The organism is Serratia sp. (in: enterobacteria), assembly GCF_052400455.1.
Lineage (GTDB): Bacteria > Pseudomonadota > Gammaproteobacteria > Enterobacterales > Enterobacteriaceae > Serratia > Serratia ureilytica.
In genome coordinates this window covers 163,196-178,294 of record NZ_CP185812.1, presented here as the reverse complement: position 1 = coordinate 178,294, position 15,099 = coordinate 163,196, and the positions used below count along the sequence as shown (strand labels likewise).

The window sequence follows — 15,099 nt, the reverse complement described above, 5'->3', positions numbered from 1 at the left end:
AATGGGAACCCGCCATTATCGATTGCAGCGAAGATACTAAGGATATTGTCGGCGCGTATGTAATACCCGCAACACCCGGATGTGAGTTTCCAGCACCTGGTAAATCAGGAGATAATGGGGATGCAAGGGGATTTCATGCGTGCCGTCCACTCTACCACGCCGGAAAATTCGAGGATGCCTGGCGGCGGGAGTGACGGCCTCCATGATGAGAACCTTCATTTTTCTGGCTGCCAGAGGGTTATCGTTGGCGATGAATCCCACAATCTCCGCCAGATCCTGACGTGCGGCTCGAGTCCATTCGATGTTGAGCATTATGCCTGCTTCGCGTTGATCCTGGCTTCTGCAGCAGCGATAACAGCATCCATTTCAGCCATCACGTCATCATGAGGAATACCGGGCCACGGCTCATCCATGGCTTCCTGAACTCTTTCAAGAAACCAGCGCTCATAGCCCTGTGTGTGTTCCTCATTTTCCATCTTGGCAACCGTAGGCAGTAGTAAAATACTCATCATCGTTTGTCCCTTTCTAACGCTCCCCAATCGCAGGGAGCTTATCTTACGAGACGATTAAAAACTATACACCTTTCCGTAACAGATAACGGTATGGCGCCTGCTCGGTCTCCTGCGCCACCAGCGTGTGCTCCATAAAGCGGCAGAACCCCGGGATATCGCGGGTAGTGGCCGGATCGTCGGCGATAATCAGCAGCGTTTCGCCGTTGTCCATATGGCGCACGGTTTTGCGCACCATCATCACCGGTTCCGGGCAACGCAGCCCCAGCGCGTCGAGCGTCTGGTCTGCCTGGGCAAATAAGTCAGTCATGCAATTTTTCTCGTTCAAAAACGATCGGCGAACGCTCGCCGCATCTCATTAGCGCCTAGTTTACGCCGGTAGTTTTTCTGCGCAAGATGCGTTAACGTTTGCGTTAAATTTAACCATTGCATTGGTTGCGCAAACGCGTATCATGCCGCCGCGCAGCGTTTTTTGCTGTTTTGACAAGACACACTGGGTTCCCTCACCCCACTGCTAAAAAGGCTACAAGTATGTATTCGTTTACCGCACAGCAGCGCTTCACGGCGTTGGTCTGGCTTTCGCTGTTTCATATCGCCATCATTACCTCCAGCAACTACCTGGTGCAGCTGCCGATCAGCGTTTTCGGCTTCCATACCACCTGGGGCGCCTTTACCTTCCCGTTTATCTTTCTGGCGACCGATCTGACCGTGCGCATCTTCGGCGCGCCGCTGGCGCGACGCATCATCCTGGCGGTGATGGTGCCGGCGCTGTTCATCTCCTACGTGATCTCCACCGTCACCTATCAGGGAGAATGGCAGGGCTTCGCCGCGCTGAGCAGTTTTAACCTGTTCGTGGCGCGCATCGCGGTGGCCAGCTTTATGGCCTATGTGCTCGGCCAGATCCTCGACGTACACGTCTTCAACCGCCTGCGTCAACGCAGCGCCTGGTGGGTGGCGCCGGCGGCGGCGATGTTCCTCGGCAACATCAGCGATACGCTGGCGTTCTTCTTCATCGCCTTCTATAAGAGCAGCGATCCCTTCATGGCCAACAACTGGGTGGAGATCGCGCTGGTGGATTACAGCTTCAAGGTGATGATCTGCCTGCTGTTCTTCCTGCCGATGTACGGCGTGTTGCTGAACATGCTGCTCAAACGCATCGCGGCGCGCAGCGGCAGCCTGCAGCCGAGCTGAGCCGTGCTATTCTGGGCGGCCTTATCCTTTGGAGGCCGCTCATGACCCCAATCGTCCGCACCGCCACGCTCGAAGAAATCCACCGCCTTTACCAACGCATCCCCGAATTCGGCGGCCTGCACAGCCTGGCCGTTCTGCAGCAACGTATCGGCGCCGCCCCCGCCAGCCTGTTGATCGCCGAGATAGACGGACAGCCGGCCGGTTTCAAACTCGGTTATCAACGGCAGGAAACGGTGTTTTACAGCTGGCTGGGCGGCGTGCTGCCGGCATTCCGTCGCCACGGCGTGGCGCAGGCCTTGTTGGCCGAACAAGAGCGCTGGGCGCGGGCGCAAGGCTATCGCCAACTGACGGTCAAAACCCGTAACCGGTTCCGCGCCATGCTGACGATGCTGCTCGCCCATCACTATCAGATTGTTCATCTGGAAAAGAAAGGCGAAGTGGCTGATTATCGGCTATTACTGGAAAAAAACTTGTGACAACATCTGCCTTGCATTTCAACCTGGAATAGGTTGCGATACGACAGTGAATCCCTACCGGAAAGGAAGAAGGAAGCCCGATGCGTAAAGTAGCGAAATTGATGGGTATCAGCCTGCTGGCGCTTGGCCTCGCGGCCTGCGACGGCAACACCAAAGACACCAAGGCAGCGCCAGACGGCGCGGCGGCCAGCGCGCCGGCCGGGCAGCAGGTGAGCCTGCTGGACGGTAAACTGGCGTTCACCCTGCCGGTCGGCATGGCGGATCAGAGCGGCAAGCTGGGCAACCAGGCCAACAACATGCATGTTTACGCAGACAGCACCGGTCAGCGCGCAGTGATCGTCATCTTGGGCGACAAGACCGCCGACAGCCTGGAGACTCTGGCCAAGCGCCTGGAGAACACCCAGCGCGCGCGTGACGCCAACCTGCAGGTGATCACCAACAAAGCGCTCGACGTCAACGGTGTGCCGCTGCGTCAGCTGGACAGCATCATCACCAGCGGCGGCGAGAAAGCCTATTCTTCCGTCCTGATCGGTTCGCTGAACAACAACATGCTGACCATTCAGGTGACGCTGCCGGCGGACAACCAGCAGCAGGCGCAGACTGAGGCCGAAGGCATCATCTCCACCCTGAAACTGAAGCAGTAATCCCGCAGGGGCCGGTTCGCCGGCCCCTGAGTCTTTATGCCAACGCCTGCGCCAGCAGGGTGATCGGGTGTTCGCAGCGTTTGCTGGTGGACATTTCGATCTGCCACTTGCAGGTCTCGCAGTCGGTCACCACCAGATCCACTCCGCTCTCTTCTATCTGTCGGAACAGCGGCGCGCCAATGCCTTGCGACGTGGCGTAGTTCTCCGATTTGAACCCGTAAGTGCCGGCGATGCCGCAGCACTGCGAATCCAGCACCACCAGCTCCAGCCCCGGTATCTGCCGCAGCAGCTCCAGGGTGTAGGCGGTCCAGCCCATCTTCTCCATATGGCAAGGCGTGTGATAAGCCACCCGCAGCGGCGTGCGCTTGAGCGGCAGGCTGCGCCCCTGATTGATCAGGCGATAGAGATAGCGCGTCGCCAGCTCCACCCGATCGCGCACCGCAGTGGTGTCTACGTCCAGCAGATGAGGATATTCGTCACGCAGGGTGAAGGTGCAGCTCGATGAGGTCGCCACCACCGGAATGCCGCGCTCCAGCACCGTTTCATGCAGCGATTCGGCATTGACCCTGGCCTGCTTTTTAGCCTGGTCGATAAACCCGTTGGCGATCAGCGGCACGCCGCAGCATTTCTCGCGTTTCAGCAGTTGCACGCCGATATCCAGCGCGTTGAACACCCGGACCAAATCCTTGCCCAACTGCGGGTGGTTATAGTTGACGAAGCAACCGTGGAAAAATGCCACCTGCTCGGCGTAACGCTGCTGAGCCTGCGCCTGTTGCCGGTACCAGCGGCGGAAGGTGCCGAAGGAATATTTCGGCAGTTCGCGCCGGTGATCGATCTTCAGCGCCTTGTCCAGCAGCTTGCGCACCGGTTTCAACCCGGTGGCGGCGTTGACGATCGGCGCAAATGGCGTCGACAGCGATCCCATGATATCGGTATGGCTGAGGATGGCATCGCGCAGCGTCGGCTTGCTCTGGGCGAAGTCGGCGCGGGCGCGCTGAATGATGTCGCCGATTTTGACGTCGGACGGGCAGGCCACTTCACAACGCTTGCAGTTGGTGCAGTATTTCAGCGCTTCGTCGTACAGCGCCGGGTCTTTCAGCCGCAACCGCTCGCCGTCCGGCCCCGCCTGTTTCGGCCCCGGGTAGAGCGGGTTCACTTTGGCCACCGGGCAGTAAGTGGTGCAGACGGTGCATTTGATGCAGCTTTCAAAGCTGTGGTCCCGATGCAGGCTCATACGTTCTCCTCCGCGGCGATCTGCTGCGCGACGTGCAGCGCGCCGATCAATGACACGCCGGCGCCGCAGCCCTGCTGCAGCGGATCGTAGCCGCCGGCGACCGCGCCGATGGCGTACAGGTTGTCGAACGGCACTCCCTGCTTCATCGCCCGCAGTCTGCCGTCGGTGCGCACGCCGAACTGCAGGTAAGGCTGCGGCGCGAACAGCTCGCGTCGGCTCCAGTCGGCGCGATCCGCCCGGCTGTGTACGTCCAGCCCGAAGATCGGTTCGCGCACCCCGTCGAAATCGGCCACCAACCCATTGCTGAAGAAGCTGCCGCTGGCCAGCACCACCTGCTGCGCCCGCAGCGGAATATCACCGTGGTTGCGGGTGTACAAACCGGTGACGCGGCCGGCTTCGCTCTCGGCGCGCAGCACGCTGTCGCCCGGCATGAAAACGCCGCCCAACTGCTGGAAACGTCGCCGCAGCGCCTGATGCAAGCGCATGCCGGGCACCGAAGGCGGCAACGTCGGCAGCAGTCGGATAGGCTTGCCGACCGCATCCTGCAGCACCGCCAGCGACGCGTCGTCCTCCAGGCCCAGACAGGCCGGCAGGAAGAGCGCCTCGGCCTCGCCCGCCAGCCGCCGCAGTTCTTCGGCCATCGGCGGCAGGCTTTCCATCAAATCCAGTACCCGGGCGATGTTCACCGCGCGGAACTCGCTGGGGTTATTGCGCAATCTGTCCAGCGCCGGCATGTGCAGATAGGCCACGTCCGTCTGCACGCCGAGCTCGCGGCTCAGGGCGTCGGCGGCCATCTGCGGTTGGAAGTCGAGGAACCCTTCGATGCCGATCACCGCAATGCGCCGCCACGGCAGTTGGCCGGTCAGCGGCAGCGTCGGGATCGCTTGCGGGCTGAGCCAGGTGGCGCGGCGCGTGCCGAGCGGCGTGATGCGCAGATGGTTGTTCACCCCCTCGCCCTGCAGATTCAGCCCGCAGCGTTCCAGCAGCCGCTGCGCGGCGGCGGACAGCGCCGCCACCCGGCCGGGCCCGATCAGGGCGTACGGATGCTGCGGCGCCTGTTGCGCCAGCTGCGGCAACGCCGCCAGCGGCATCTCGACCGGTGTGCCGTCCGGCAATCTCGCCAGCAGATCGAGCGAGCCGGAGGAGAAGTAGAGCGCGCTCTGGCCAGAACTGACCACCGCGCAGCGCTTGCCCTGTTCGGCCACGGCAATGGCGCAGCTCAGGCCCGCCAGACCACCGCCAATCACCACGACGTCAAATCGCATCATCCGCCTCCTGCTCCTGGTCGGCCTGGGCTTCAAGCCCGCATAATCCCTGGTACACCCAGCTGGTGAATTCGCTCTCGCGCAGCGCATCGCCCCAGGCGATCGGCCGTACGCCTTTCCAGCGTTCGTTGAGGAACTGCGACAGCTGCGCGATGGATTGCTGCGGCGTGCTGACGTTAAAGCGCGTCAACAGCCCGGCGGCGCGGCAGGCGCAGAGTTCGCCCTGGCAGGTGCCCATGCCGACACGGGTGCGGCGGCGCAGATCCACCAGGTTATTGACGGTCAGCGAGTTGACCGCATAGCGCACTTCCCCGGCGGTCACCGCCTCGCATTCGCACACCAGGCTGGTGTCGAGCCGATCGGCCGCCGGCACCTGGCTGGCGCGGTCGCCGTGCCGATAGATCGCCGAGCCGCGAATGCTGGCGGGCAGAGAAACCACGCTGCGCACCGTTTCCTCCGCCGACTGACGGGATCCGGGCAGCGCGTCCTGCGCGGTGGTGCACGGACTATTTACGCCGAGCTTTTCGCATACCTTGTCGGTGGCCCACTCCGCCATCAGGCGGTAGGTCATCAGCTTGCCGCCGGTAATGGTGATAAACCCTTCCAGCCCGTCGCGGGCGGCGTGATCGAGCAGCACAATGCCGCGGCTGACGTTGCGCCCGCTGGGATCGTCGTCGCTGGCCACCAGCGGCCGCACCCCGGCATAGGCGCGCAAAATGCGGGTCTGCGCCAGGGTGGGCGCCAACAGCGCCCCTTCGCGGATCAGAATGTCCACCTCCTGCGGGGTCACCAGCATGTTGTCAATTTGGTCGTAGTCGATATGGGTCGAGGTAGTGCCGATCAGCGAGATAGTGTCGCCCGGCACCAGGATGTCGGCGTCCGCCGGTTTGCGGCAGCGGTTGATCACCATGTTGTTGATGCGATGGCCGAGGATCAGCAGCGCTCCCTTGGCCGGGAACATGCGGATGCGCAAATCGGCGTATTCGGCGATCTGCTGGCCCCAGATACCGGCGGCGTTGACCACCACCGGCGCGTGCAGCTCATAGCGCCGCTGATTCTGATGGTCGTAAACGCGCACGCCCGTCACCCGATCGCCGCTGCGCAGCAACCCCACCACCTGATGGTAGGTCAGGATCTGCGCGCCGTGCTCGCGCGCGTCCAGCATATTGGCGGCGGTCAGCCGGAAAGGATCGACGGTGCCGTCCGGCACCCGCACCGCGCCGATCAGCGCCGGGTTAGCCGCCGGCTCAAGCCGCAGCGCCAGCTGCGGGTCGATCGCTTCGGCGTCGATGTCGGCCTGGCGACAGGCGGCGATAAACTGCTGCTGATAGTCCAGCGAGTCTTGCGGCAAGGTGATGAACAGCCCGTTGGTGCGCTCGATACAGTGATGCGCGATGCGTTTCAGGATGCGGTTCTCTTCTATGCATTCGCGCGCCGACTCGCCGTCGGTCACCGCATAGCGCGCGCCGCTGTGCAGCAAACCGTGGTTGCGGCCGGTGGCGCCGGTGGCGATGTCGTGGCGCTCCAGCAAAATGCATCGCAAGCCGCGCCGCGCACAGTCGCGGGCAATGCCTGCGCCGGTGGCGCCGCCGCCGATGATGATCACATCCGTTTCGCCGCCGTCAAAATAGCTGCTCATGTCGCTCCCTCAGGATCGGTAGTTATGAGCCTATTGAGCCACGGTTATTAGGGTCTTTGTTTGATAAGGAACAATAACGAACATAAAACGAAATAAAAATGTCCACAAAAAACCATCAATGTGATCATAATCACGATTTTTGGACGTTTTTCTATTTCATAACGTTAACGAATCGCTCAAAATCCGCCGTGGTTTCATGAAAGTGTAACAATTGCGCCATTCGTCACAGCGACACCAGGCGTATTTGATGACAATGGCGCTCGTTATGGAACACAAAAACACCACATTCGATATCCGCTCAATCATCAAATGAACGTAAAAGGTCATATTGATGTGATAACAGATAAAGCCATCGGAGGCGCTCATGTTGAGTATTTTTAAGCCGGCCGCACACATCGCCCGTGTGCCGAGCGATAAGGTAGACCCGCTCTACCGTAAGCTGCGCTGGCAAATTTTCCTGGGGATCTTCTTCGGTTACGCCGCCTACTATCTGGTGCGTAAGAACTTCACCCTGGCCATGCCTTACCTGATCGAACAAGGCTTCAGCCGCGGTGACCTCGGCTTCGCGCTGTCGGGCATCTCCATCGCCTACGGCTTCTCCAAATTCATCATGGGTTCGGTCTCCGACCGTTCCAACCCGCGAGTGTTCCTGCCTGCCGGCCTGATCCTGGCGGCGGCGGTGATGTTGTTCATGGGCTTCGTGCCGTGGGCAACCTCCAGCATCGCCATCATGTTCGTCCTGCTGTTCCTGTGCGGCTGGTTCCAGGGCATGGGCTGGCCGCCGTGCGGCCGCACCATGGTGCACTGGTGGTCGCAGAAAGAACGCGGCGGCATCGTCTCCATCTGGAACTGCGCCCACAACGTGGGCGGCGGCCTGCCGCCGCTGCTGTTCCTGCTGGGCATGGCCTGGTTCAACGACTGGCACGCGGCGCTGTACATGCCGGCCTTCGGCGCCATCCTGGTGGCCCTGATCGCCTTCGGCCTGATGCGCGACACCCCGCAATCCTGCGGCCTGCCGCCGATTGAAGAGTACAAAAACGACTACCCGGACGACTACAGCGAAAAAGACGAAGAAGAGCTGACCGCCAAGCAGATCTTCATGCAGTACATCCTGCCGAACAAGCTGCTGTGGTACATCGCGGTCGCCAACGTGTTCGTCTACCTGCTGCGTTACGGCATTCTGGACTGGTCGCCGACCTACCTGAAAGAAGTGAAGCACTTCGCGCTGGACAAGTCTTCCTGGGCCTACTTCCTGTATGAATACGCCGGTATCCCGGGCACCCTGCTGTGCGGCTGGATGTCGGACAAAGTGTTCAAAGGCAACCGCGGCGCCACCGGCGTGTTCTTCATGACGCTGGTGACCATCGCCACCGTGGTGTTCTGGATGAACCCGGCCGGTAACCCGACCGTGGACATGATCTGTATGCTGGTCATCGGCTTCCTGATCTACGGTCCGGTGATGCTGATCGGCCTGCACGCGCTGGAGCTGGCGCCGAAGAAAGCCGCCGGCACCGCCGCGGGCTTCACCGGCCTGTTCGGCTACCTGGGCGGCTCGGTTGCGGCCAGCGCCATCGTCGGTTACACCGTAGACTTCTTCGGTTGGGACGGCGGCTTCATGGTGATGATCGGCGGCGGCGTGCTGGCGGTTATCCTGCTGCTGCTGACCATGCTGAACGAGAAGAAACACCACGCGGAAATCGCTGCCGGCAAGCGCGGCTAACCGTCACACGACTTTTGCATGATTTAAAGGCCGCCCTGCGGCCTTTTTACTACCCTGCCCCCAACAACACGGAGAAAACGGAATGCGGACTCAAGTCAAAGCCCTGCTGACAGGGATCATTCTCGCCACCTCAATGGTCAGCGCCGCGCAGGCGGCGGACAAAGTGGTGATCGCCCACCGCGGTGCCAGCGGCTACCTGCCGGAACACACCCTGCCGGCGAAGGCGATGGCCTACGCGCAAGGCGCCGATTACCTCGAGCAAGATCTGGTGATGACCAAGGACAACGAGCTGGTGGTGCTGCACGACCATTACCTCGATCGCGTCACCGACGTCGCCGAACGTTTCCCGAACCGCGCACGCAAAGACGGTCGTTATTACGCCATCGACTTTACGCTGGCGGAGATCAAATCGCTGAAGTTCACCGAAGGCTTTGACATCGAAAACGGCAAGAAGGTACAGGGTTACCCTGGCCGCTTCCCGATGGGCAAATCCGACTTCCGCGTCCACACCTTCCAGGAAGAGATCGAGTTCGTACAGGGTCTGAACCATTCGACCGGCAAAAACATCGGTATCTATCCTGAAATCAAAGCGCCTTGGTTCCACAAGCAGGAAGGCAAAGACATCTCCAGCAAAGTGCTGGCGGTGCTCAAGCAGTACGGTTACACCGGCAAGAACGACAACGTCTACCTGCAGTGCTTCGACGCCAACGAGCTCAAACGCATCAAGAACGAGCTGGAGCCGAAGCTGGGCATGGATCTGAAGCTGGTGCAGCTGATCGCCTACAACGACTGGCAGGAAACCTACGAGCAGAAAGCCGACGGCAAGTGGGTGGAATACGACTATGACTGGATGTTCAAACCGGGCGCGATGAAGAAAATCGCTCAGTATGCCGACGGCATCGGGCCGGACTACCACATGCTGGTGGTGGCGGATAAATCCAAGCCGGGCCACATCGTGCTGACCGACATGGTGAAAGAAGCGCACGCCAGCAAGCTGGCGGTGCATCCGTTCACCATTCGCGCCGATGCGCTGCCGAAGTACGTGACCGACGTGAACCAACTGTATGACGTGATTTACAACCAGGCCGGCGTCGACGGCGTGTTCACCGACTTCCCGGACAAGGGCGTGCAGTTCCTGCAGAAGCAGGGCCAGCACAAGTAATGCCAAGGGCGCCGCAAGGCGCCCTTGTTATTTCAGAGGAACATCTTACGCAGATAGTGCGGCACCGCGTTGTCGGCATTGGAACCGATCACCTCCAGCTCCGGCAGCATATCCTTCAGGCGCTGATGCGCATCGCGCATGATGCAGCCCTTGCCGGCCATCGACAGCATCTCCAGATCGTTCATGCCGTCGCCGAAGGCGATGCACTCTTGCAGCGTATAACCGATGATCTTGGCCACTTCTTCCAGCGCATGCCCTTTCGACACACCGCCCGCCATCACTTCCAGGCAGGTTGGGAACGAGAAGCTGACGTTGACCCGATCGCCCCAGCGGGCGTTGATGGCGTCTTCCACCTGCAGCAACCGCTCGTGGTCTTCACAGGTGAAGTAAACCTTGCAGACGCCATCGGTTTCCAGCAGGCCCGGCTCGAACAGCTGATATTTGAACACAGACTCCTGGAAGAACTCTTCCTGCTCCGGGCTTTCGCGGTTGGTAAACCAATCGTCGTTGCGGTAGACGTTAGTGGTGATCTGCGGATCGTCGTGCAGCATGCCGTACAGATCGCGGGCGATATCCCCGTCCAGGTTATGGCTGAAGATCAGCTCGCCGGCCGTGTTGTGCACCCGCGCGCCGTTGGAGGTGATCATAAAGGCGCTGATTTCCAGGCTGTCGCGGATCTGCGCCACGTCGATGTGGTGGCGGCCGGTGGCGAACACGAAATGCACGCCTCGCTGGGTCAGCAACTTCAGCGTTTCTTTGGCGTACGGCGACAGGGTATGGTCGGGAGACAGCAGCGTGCCATCTAAATCGGAAGCGACGACGTGATACATAGCGTTATGTTCTAACCTCTGATGGAGTTGTCGGCGGCAGCGCGCCGCCTAAGTGTTGAGCAAAGAAGCGCAGGATTGCGTTCAGTGCTTCGGCGCGCATCGCGTCCCGCTCGAACAGGATCTCATGGCGTGCGCCGTTGATAACCCACGGAAGCCCCCCTTCGCAAGGGCGCCCCGCGTCTGACAGAGCCTGACAAAAAGCCTGGTGCGAACGGTTGTCAACCACCCGTTCTTCACCGGCCTGCAAAAGCAACAGCGGCGTTGTGATTTTCCCGGCCTGCGCGATGATCTGCCGGCCGGCGCGGATGCTCTCACGCACCCAATGGTAAGTCGGCCCGCCCACCTGCAGCTCGGGATAGTCGGCGTAATAACGCAGGCTGCGCCGGTAGCGCTCGCGGCTGTGGGTCAACACGTTGACCACATAGGGCAGCGGACGCCACTGGCCGGTGCCCACCGCGTAATAATCACGGATCGCCGGGCGTGTCTCCACCCAGTCGAGAATGCGGTCGGCCAGCCAGCCCGGCATCGGCAGCTGGATGCCGAACATCGGCGCGCAAAACGCCGCCGCGTCGAACGCCTGCGGCCGGCGCTGCAGGAACTGCGCCAGGATCGCGCCGCCCATCGAATGTGCCAGCGCGAAACGCTGCCGGTAACCGCGCGACTCGACCTCGCGCAGCCACAGCTGCTCGAAATCGTCCACGTAGTCGGCAAAGTTTACCACATGACCGCGGTGCGTATCCGCCAGTAAACGCCCGGAGCGCCCCTGGCCGCGATGATCGACGATCACCACGTCGTAACCGCTGTGGAACAGGTCGTAGGCCACCTCAGGGTATTTCACGTAGCTTTCGATGCGGCCGGGGCTGACCACCACCACCCGCTGATGCCGCGCGGAACGGAAGCGCACAAAGCGGATCGGCACGCCGTCCACGCCGCTGAACTCGCCTTCTTCGCGTTGCCGCCAGAAATCCAGCAGCGGCCCGGTGGCGAAGGCAGCGAACTGCGTTTCACGCGTTAACCAGTCATCGGAGCTGAGAGTGAACGAGGTCATCGAGAGCGTTTTCCCTGTGGAGCCGGCGGAAAATGTGACCGCTGGCACAAGAAATCATACTAGCGTATTGTGATTCAATTCTGACAAAAAACGGCGCCGCCTCGGCGCATTGTGGCACAAAACGACACTTTCAGGGAGCCGAGAACCATGACCTTGGACTGGTGGTTAACCTACCTGCTGACCACGCTTATCCTTAGCCTGTCCCCCGGATCCGGCGCCATCAACACCATGAGCACCGGCATCAGCCACGGCTATCGCGGCGCCGCCGCGTCAATCGCCGGGCTGCAGGTCGGGCTGAGCGCGCACATCGTGCTGGTGGGCATCGGCCTCGGCGCGCTGATATCGCAATCGCTGCTGGCGTTCGAGCTGCTGAAATGGCTGGGCGCCGCCTACCTGGTGTGGCTCGGCATCCAGCAATGGCGCGCCGCCGGCGCGCTGGATCTGCATGCGCTGGCGGGCAGCATGCCGCGCCGCCGCCTGTTCCGCCGCGCAGTGCTGGTCAACCTGACCAACCCGAAAAGCATCGTGTTCCTCGCCGCGCTGTTCCCGCAGTTCATCTTGCCCCATCAGCCGCAGGCCGAACAGTATCTGGTGCTCGGCGTCACCACCGTGGTGGTGGATATTCTGGTGATGATCGGTTACGCCACCCTGGCGACGCGCATCGCCGGCTGGCTGAAGACCCCGCGTCAAATGCAGCTGCTCAACCGGGTGTTCGGTTCGCTGTTCATTTTGGTGGCGGGGCTGCTGGCGACCGCCCGCAAAGCCTGACAAAAAAGGCCGGGCATCGCTGCTCGGCCTTGGGCATTTCACTGCCGGTTAGCGGGTAAAGATCAGGTGTAACCCGAAGCCGGTAAACAGCACGCCAGCCACCCCGTCTATCCACTTGGCCAACCGCTGATAACCGCGGCGCATCGCCGGCAGCGCGAACACCACCGCCACCAGGCTGAACCAGACGAAGGTCTCGGCGACGATCAGCAAGAACAGCCCCCAACGCGCCCCGGCGCCGACGCTGTCGCCGACGAACAGCGAGAACACGCTGCCGAAATAGATCACCGCTTTCGGGTTGGACAGGTTGGTCAAGAAGCCGCGAATAAAGCTGCGCCCGGCCTTCGGCAACGCCACCTGGGCCTCTGCCGCCGGCGGAGCTTGCTGCGCCCGCGCGGAACGCAGCAGTTGCCACCCCATCCAGCACAGGTAAATGCCGCCGCCGACCATGATTATCTGATGCAGCCAGGCCATCTTCTGCAGGATCAGATGCAGCCCCATCAACGCCACGCCGGCCCATACCACGATGCCGAGCGAAATGCCGACCACGCCCATCATCGCCTCGCGGCGCGAGCGGCTGGCGGCGGTCTGCGACACGAAAAAGAAGTCCGGCCCCGGGCTCATCAGCGCAATCAGATGCACCAGCGCCACGGTGAGAAACAGCATCAGCATGATTTATCGCCCTCAGTCTTCGTCATTGTCGAGATGGTCGCGGATCATCGCCATAAAGGGCGCGCCGAAACGCTCCAGTTTGCGCTGCCCCACGCCGTTGACGCTCAGCAGATCGCCGGCCTTGATCGGCATCTGTTCGGCCATTTCCAGCAGCGTGGCGTCGTTGAACACCACGTAGGGTGGAATGTTTTCTTCGTCGGCGATCGACTTGCGCAGTTTGCGCAGCTTGGCGAACAGCTTGCGATCGTAATTGCCGCCGTAGGATTTCTGGTTGGCGCTGCTGCGCGACTTCAGGCTCTGAATGCGCGGCACCGCCAGCTGCAGCGCCACCTCGCCGCGCAACACCGGACGCGCCGCCTCGGTCAATTGCAGCGCCGAGTGCATGGCGATGTTCTGGGTGATAAAGCCCAGGTGGATCAGCTGACGCAGCACGCTGGTCCAGTGCTCCGTGGTTTGATCGCGGCCGATGCCGTACACCGGCAGCTTGTCGTGACCGTATTCGCGAATGCGCTGATTGTTGGAGCCGCGCAGCACTTCCACGATGTACCCGAGGCCGAAGCGCTGGCCGACGCGGTACACGCAAGACAGCGCCTTGCGCGCGTCCTCCAGCCCGTCGTAGCGCTTGGGCGGATCGAGGCAGATATCGCAGTTGCCGCAGTTTTCGTGCTTGCCTTCGCCGAAGTAGTTGAGCAGCACCAGGCGACGGCAGGTTTGCGCCTCGGCGAAAGCGCCCATGGCGTTCAGCTTGTGACGCTCGATGTCCAGCTGTTGCCCGGCGGGTTTCTCCTCCAGACAGCGGCGCAGCCAGGCCATGTCGGCCGGATCGTACAGCAGGATGGCTTCGGCCGGCAGGCCGTCGCGCCCGGCGCGGCCGGTCTCCTGATAATAGGATTCGATATTGCGCGGGATGTCGAAATGCACCACAAAACGCACGTTGGGTTTGTTAATGCCCATGCCGAAGGCGACGGTGGCCACCACCACCTGCAGATCGTCACGCTGGAACGCTTCCTGCACCTGGGCGCGGCGATCGTTGTCCAGCCCCGCGTGGTAAGCGCCGACGCTCAGCCCGCGGCTTTGCAGGCGCGCGGCGGTGTCTTCCACCTTGGCGCGGCTGTTGCAATAGATAATGCCGCTCTTGCCGCGCTGATCCTGCACGAAGCGCCACAGCTGGTCGAGCGGTTTGAATTTTTCCACCAGCGTGTAGCGGATGTTCGGTCGGTCGAAGCTGCTGACCTGCACCAGCGGATCCTGCAGCGACAGCAGACGCACGATATCGCCGCGCGTGGCTTCGTCGGCAGTGGCGGTCAACGCGATCACCGGCATCGACGGGAAGCGCTGTTTCAACTGCCCCAGCGCGCGGTATTCCGGCCGGAAGTCGTGGCCCCATTGGGAGATGCAGTGCGCCTCATCCACCGCCAGCATCGCCGGCGGGCAGTGATCGAGCAGGTTGAGGAAGCTTTCCATCATCAGCCGCTCCGGCGCGATGTACAGCATCTTGATGGTGCCGTTGCGGCAGCCGGCCATGACGTCCAACTGCTCCTCGCGGGTTTGCGTCGAGTTGTAGCAGGCGGCGGAAACGCCGTAGGCCAACAGTTGGTCGACCTGATCCTTCATCAGCGAGATCAGCGGAGAAACGACCAGCGTCAGGCCGTCCATCACCAGCGCAGGGATTTGGTAACACAACGACTTGCCGCCGCCGGTCGGCATCACCACCAGGCAATCCTGCCCGCCGATCGCGGCATTGATAATCGTTTGCTGCCCCGGACGGAATTGCTGGTAGCCGAAGGTATCGCGCAATACCTGCTCGGCCAGCAACTCTCTGTTAATCACTGCTGCGGTTGACACACACTTCCCCATTTTTTCATCGGTACACACCCACCGGGTATGATTACACAATATCGTTCAGCATGACACCAACGCGCGCGTGACTCTTTTGCCTAAACG

The 15,099-nt window shown here is 61.5% G+C and carries 16 protein-coding genes; 6 read left to right on the top strand and 10 right to left on the bottom strand.

The features are described from left to right. Positions 1-36: 36 nt before the first annotated feature. From ACORQT_RS00805 to tusA, 3 genes are all read right to left on the bottom strand, one after another. Complete coding sequence (locus ACORQT_RS00805) at positions 37-312, bottom strand: type II toxin-antitoxin system RelE/ParE family toxin (RefSeq protein WP_033645001.1); 276 nt, start codon at positions 310-312, stop codon at positions 37-39. Continuing rightward, positions 312-512: a type II toxin-antitoxin system RelB family antitoxin gene (gene relB, locus ACORQT_RS00800; protein WP_223524348.1), complete on the bottom strand. Its 201-nt coding sequence runs from the start codon at positions 510-512 to the stop codon at positions 312-314. The genes ACORQT_RS00805 and relB overlap by 1 nt, the downstream gene beginning before the upstream one ends. Positions 513-573: 61 nt before the next feature. Next, positions 574-819 carry a sulfurtransferase TusA gene (gene tusA, locus ACORQT_RS00795; RefSeq protein ID WP_025304890.1) on the bottom strand — a complete coding sequence of 82 codons (246 nt, stop codon included), beginning with the start codon at positions 817-819 and terminating at the stop codon, positions 574-576. A gap of 221 nt (positions 820-1,040) precedes the next feature. Here tusA and ACORQT_RS00790 point away from each other — a divergent pair, with 221 nt between their 5' ends. The 3 genes from ACORQT_RS00790 (at position 1,041) to ACORQT_RS00780 (ending at position 2,820) form a co-directional block, all read left to right on the top strand. Continuing rightward, complete coding sequence (locus tag ACORQT_RS00790; protein WP_042783454.1) at positions 1,041-1,700, top strand: 7-cyano-7-deazaguanine/7-aminomethyl-7-deazaguanine transporter; 660 nt, start codon at positions 1,041-1,043, stop codon at positions 1,698-1,700. 41 nt (positions 1,701-1,741) lie between these two features. Further along, positions 1,742-2,176, top strand: coding sequence for a GNAT family N-acetyltransferase (locus ACORQT_RS00785; protein ID WP_042783453.1), 435 nt, complete (start codon positions 1,742-1,744; stop codon positions 2,174-2,176). 80 nt (positions 2,177-2,256) lie between these two features. Continuing rightward, entirely contained in the window at positions 2,257-2,820 is a 564-nt protein-coding gene (locus ACORQT_RS00780; protein WP_025304887.1) for a DcrB family lipoprotein, read from the top strand. 34 nt (positions 2,821-2,854) lie between these two features. Here the strand turns inward: ACORQT_RS00780 and glpC are convergent, their stop codons facing one another. The 3 genes from glpC to glpA are packed head-to-tail and all read right to left on the bottom strand — an operon-like array spanning position 2,855 to position 6,958. Next, positions 2,855-4,054 (bottom strand): anaerobic glycerol-3-phosphate dehydrogenase subunit GlpC, encoded by a 1,200-nt coding sequence (gene glpC / locus ACORQT_RS00775; protein ID WP_033652425.1) that lies wholly within the window; start codon positions 4,052-4,054, stop codon positions 2,855-2,857. Beyond that, positions 4,051-5,319: a glycerol-3-phosphate dehydrogenase subunit GlpB gene (gene glpB / locus ACORQT_RS00770; RefSeq protein WP_038874127.1), complete on the bottom strand. Its 1,269-nt coding sequence runs from the start codon at positions 5,317-5,319 to the stop codon at positions 4,051-4,053. The genes glpC and glpB overlap by 4 nt, the downstream gene beginning before the upstream one ends. Continuing rightward, positions 5,309-6,958, bottom strand: coding sequence for an anaerobic glycerol-3-phosphate dehydrogenase subunit A (gene glpA, locus ACORQT_RS00765; protein ID WP_038874123.1), 1,650 nt, complete (start codon positions 6,956-6,958; stop codon positions 5,309-5,311). The genes glpB and glpA overlap by 11 nt, the downstream gene beginning before the upstream one ends. 364 nt (positions 6,959-7,322) lie before the next feature. Here glpA and glpT point away from each other — a divergent pair, with 364 nt between their 5' ends. Then, positions 7,323-8,678: a glycerol-3-phosphate transporter gene (glpT, locus tag ACORQT_RS00760; RefSeq protein ID WP_033645009.1), complete on the top strand. Its 1,356-nt coding sequence runs from the start codon at positions 7,323-7,325 to the stop codon at positions 8,676-8,678. 82 nt (positions 8,679-8,760) lie between these two features. Further along, complete coding sequence (glpQ, locus tag ACORQT_RS00755; RefSeq protein ID WP_038874121.1) at positions 8,761-9,840, top strand: glycerophosphodiester phosphodiesterase; 1,080 nt, start codon at positions 8,761-8,763, stop codon at positions 9,838-9,840. 32 nt (positions 9,841-9,872) lie between these two features. On the opposite strand, the gene yigL is transcribed toward glpQ, so the two are convergent. Further along, a complete protein-coding gene (gene yigL / locus ACORQT_RS00750; protein WP_033652427.1) occupies positions 9,873-10,670 on the bottom strand; it encodes a sugar/pyridoxal phosphate phosphatase YigL in 798 nt (265 codons plus the stop codon). Positions 10,671-10,674: 4 nt separating this feature from the next. Beyond that, positions 10,675-11,718: a lysophospholipase L2 gene (gene pldB, locus ACORQT_RS00745; RefSeq protein ID WP_042783452.1), complete on the bottom strand. Its 1,044-nt coding sequence runs from the start codon at positions 11,716-11,718 to the stop codon at positions 10,675-10,677. A gap of 147 nt (positions 11,719-11,865) precedes the next feature. On the opposite strand from pldB, the gene rhtB reads away from it, so the two are divergent. Continuing rightward, positions 11,866-12,486, top strand: coding sequence for a homoserine/homoserine lactone efflux protein (gene rhtB / locus ACORQT_RS00740; protein WP_033645013.1), 621 nt, complete (start codon positions 11,866-11,868; stop codon positions 12,484-12,486). Between the two features lie 48 nt (positions 12,487-12,534). Here rhtB and rhtC read toward each other — a convergent pair whose 3' ends face one another. After that, positions 12,535-13,155 (bottom strand): threonine export protein RhtC, encoded by a 621-nt coding sequence (gene rhtC, locus ACORQT_RS00735; protein WP_033645015.1) that lies wholly within the window; start codon positions 13,153-13,155, stop codon positions 12,535-12,537. Positions 13,156-13,167: 12 nt separating this feature from the next. Next, entirely contained in the window at positions 13,168-15,000 is a 1,833-nt protein-coding gene (gene recQ / locus ACORQT_RS00730; RefSeq protein WP_046688049.1) for an ATP-dependent DNA helicase RecQ, read from the bottom strand. Between the last annotated feature and the right edge of the window lie 99 nt (positions 15,001-15,099).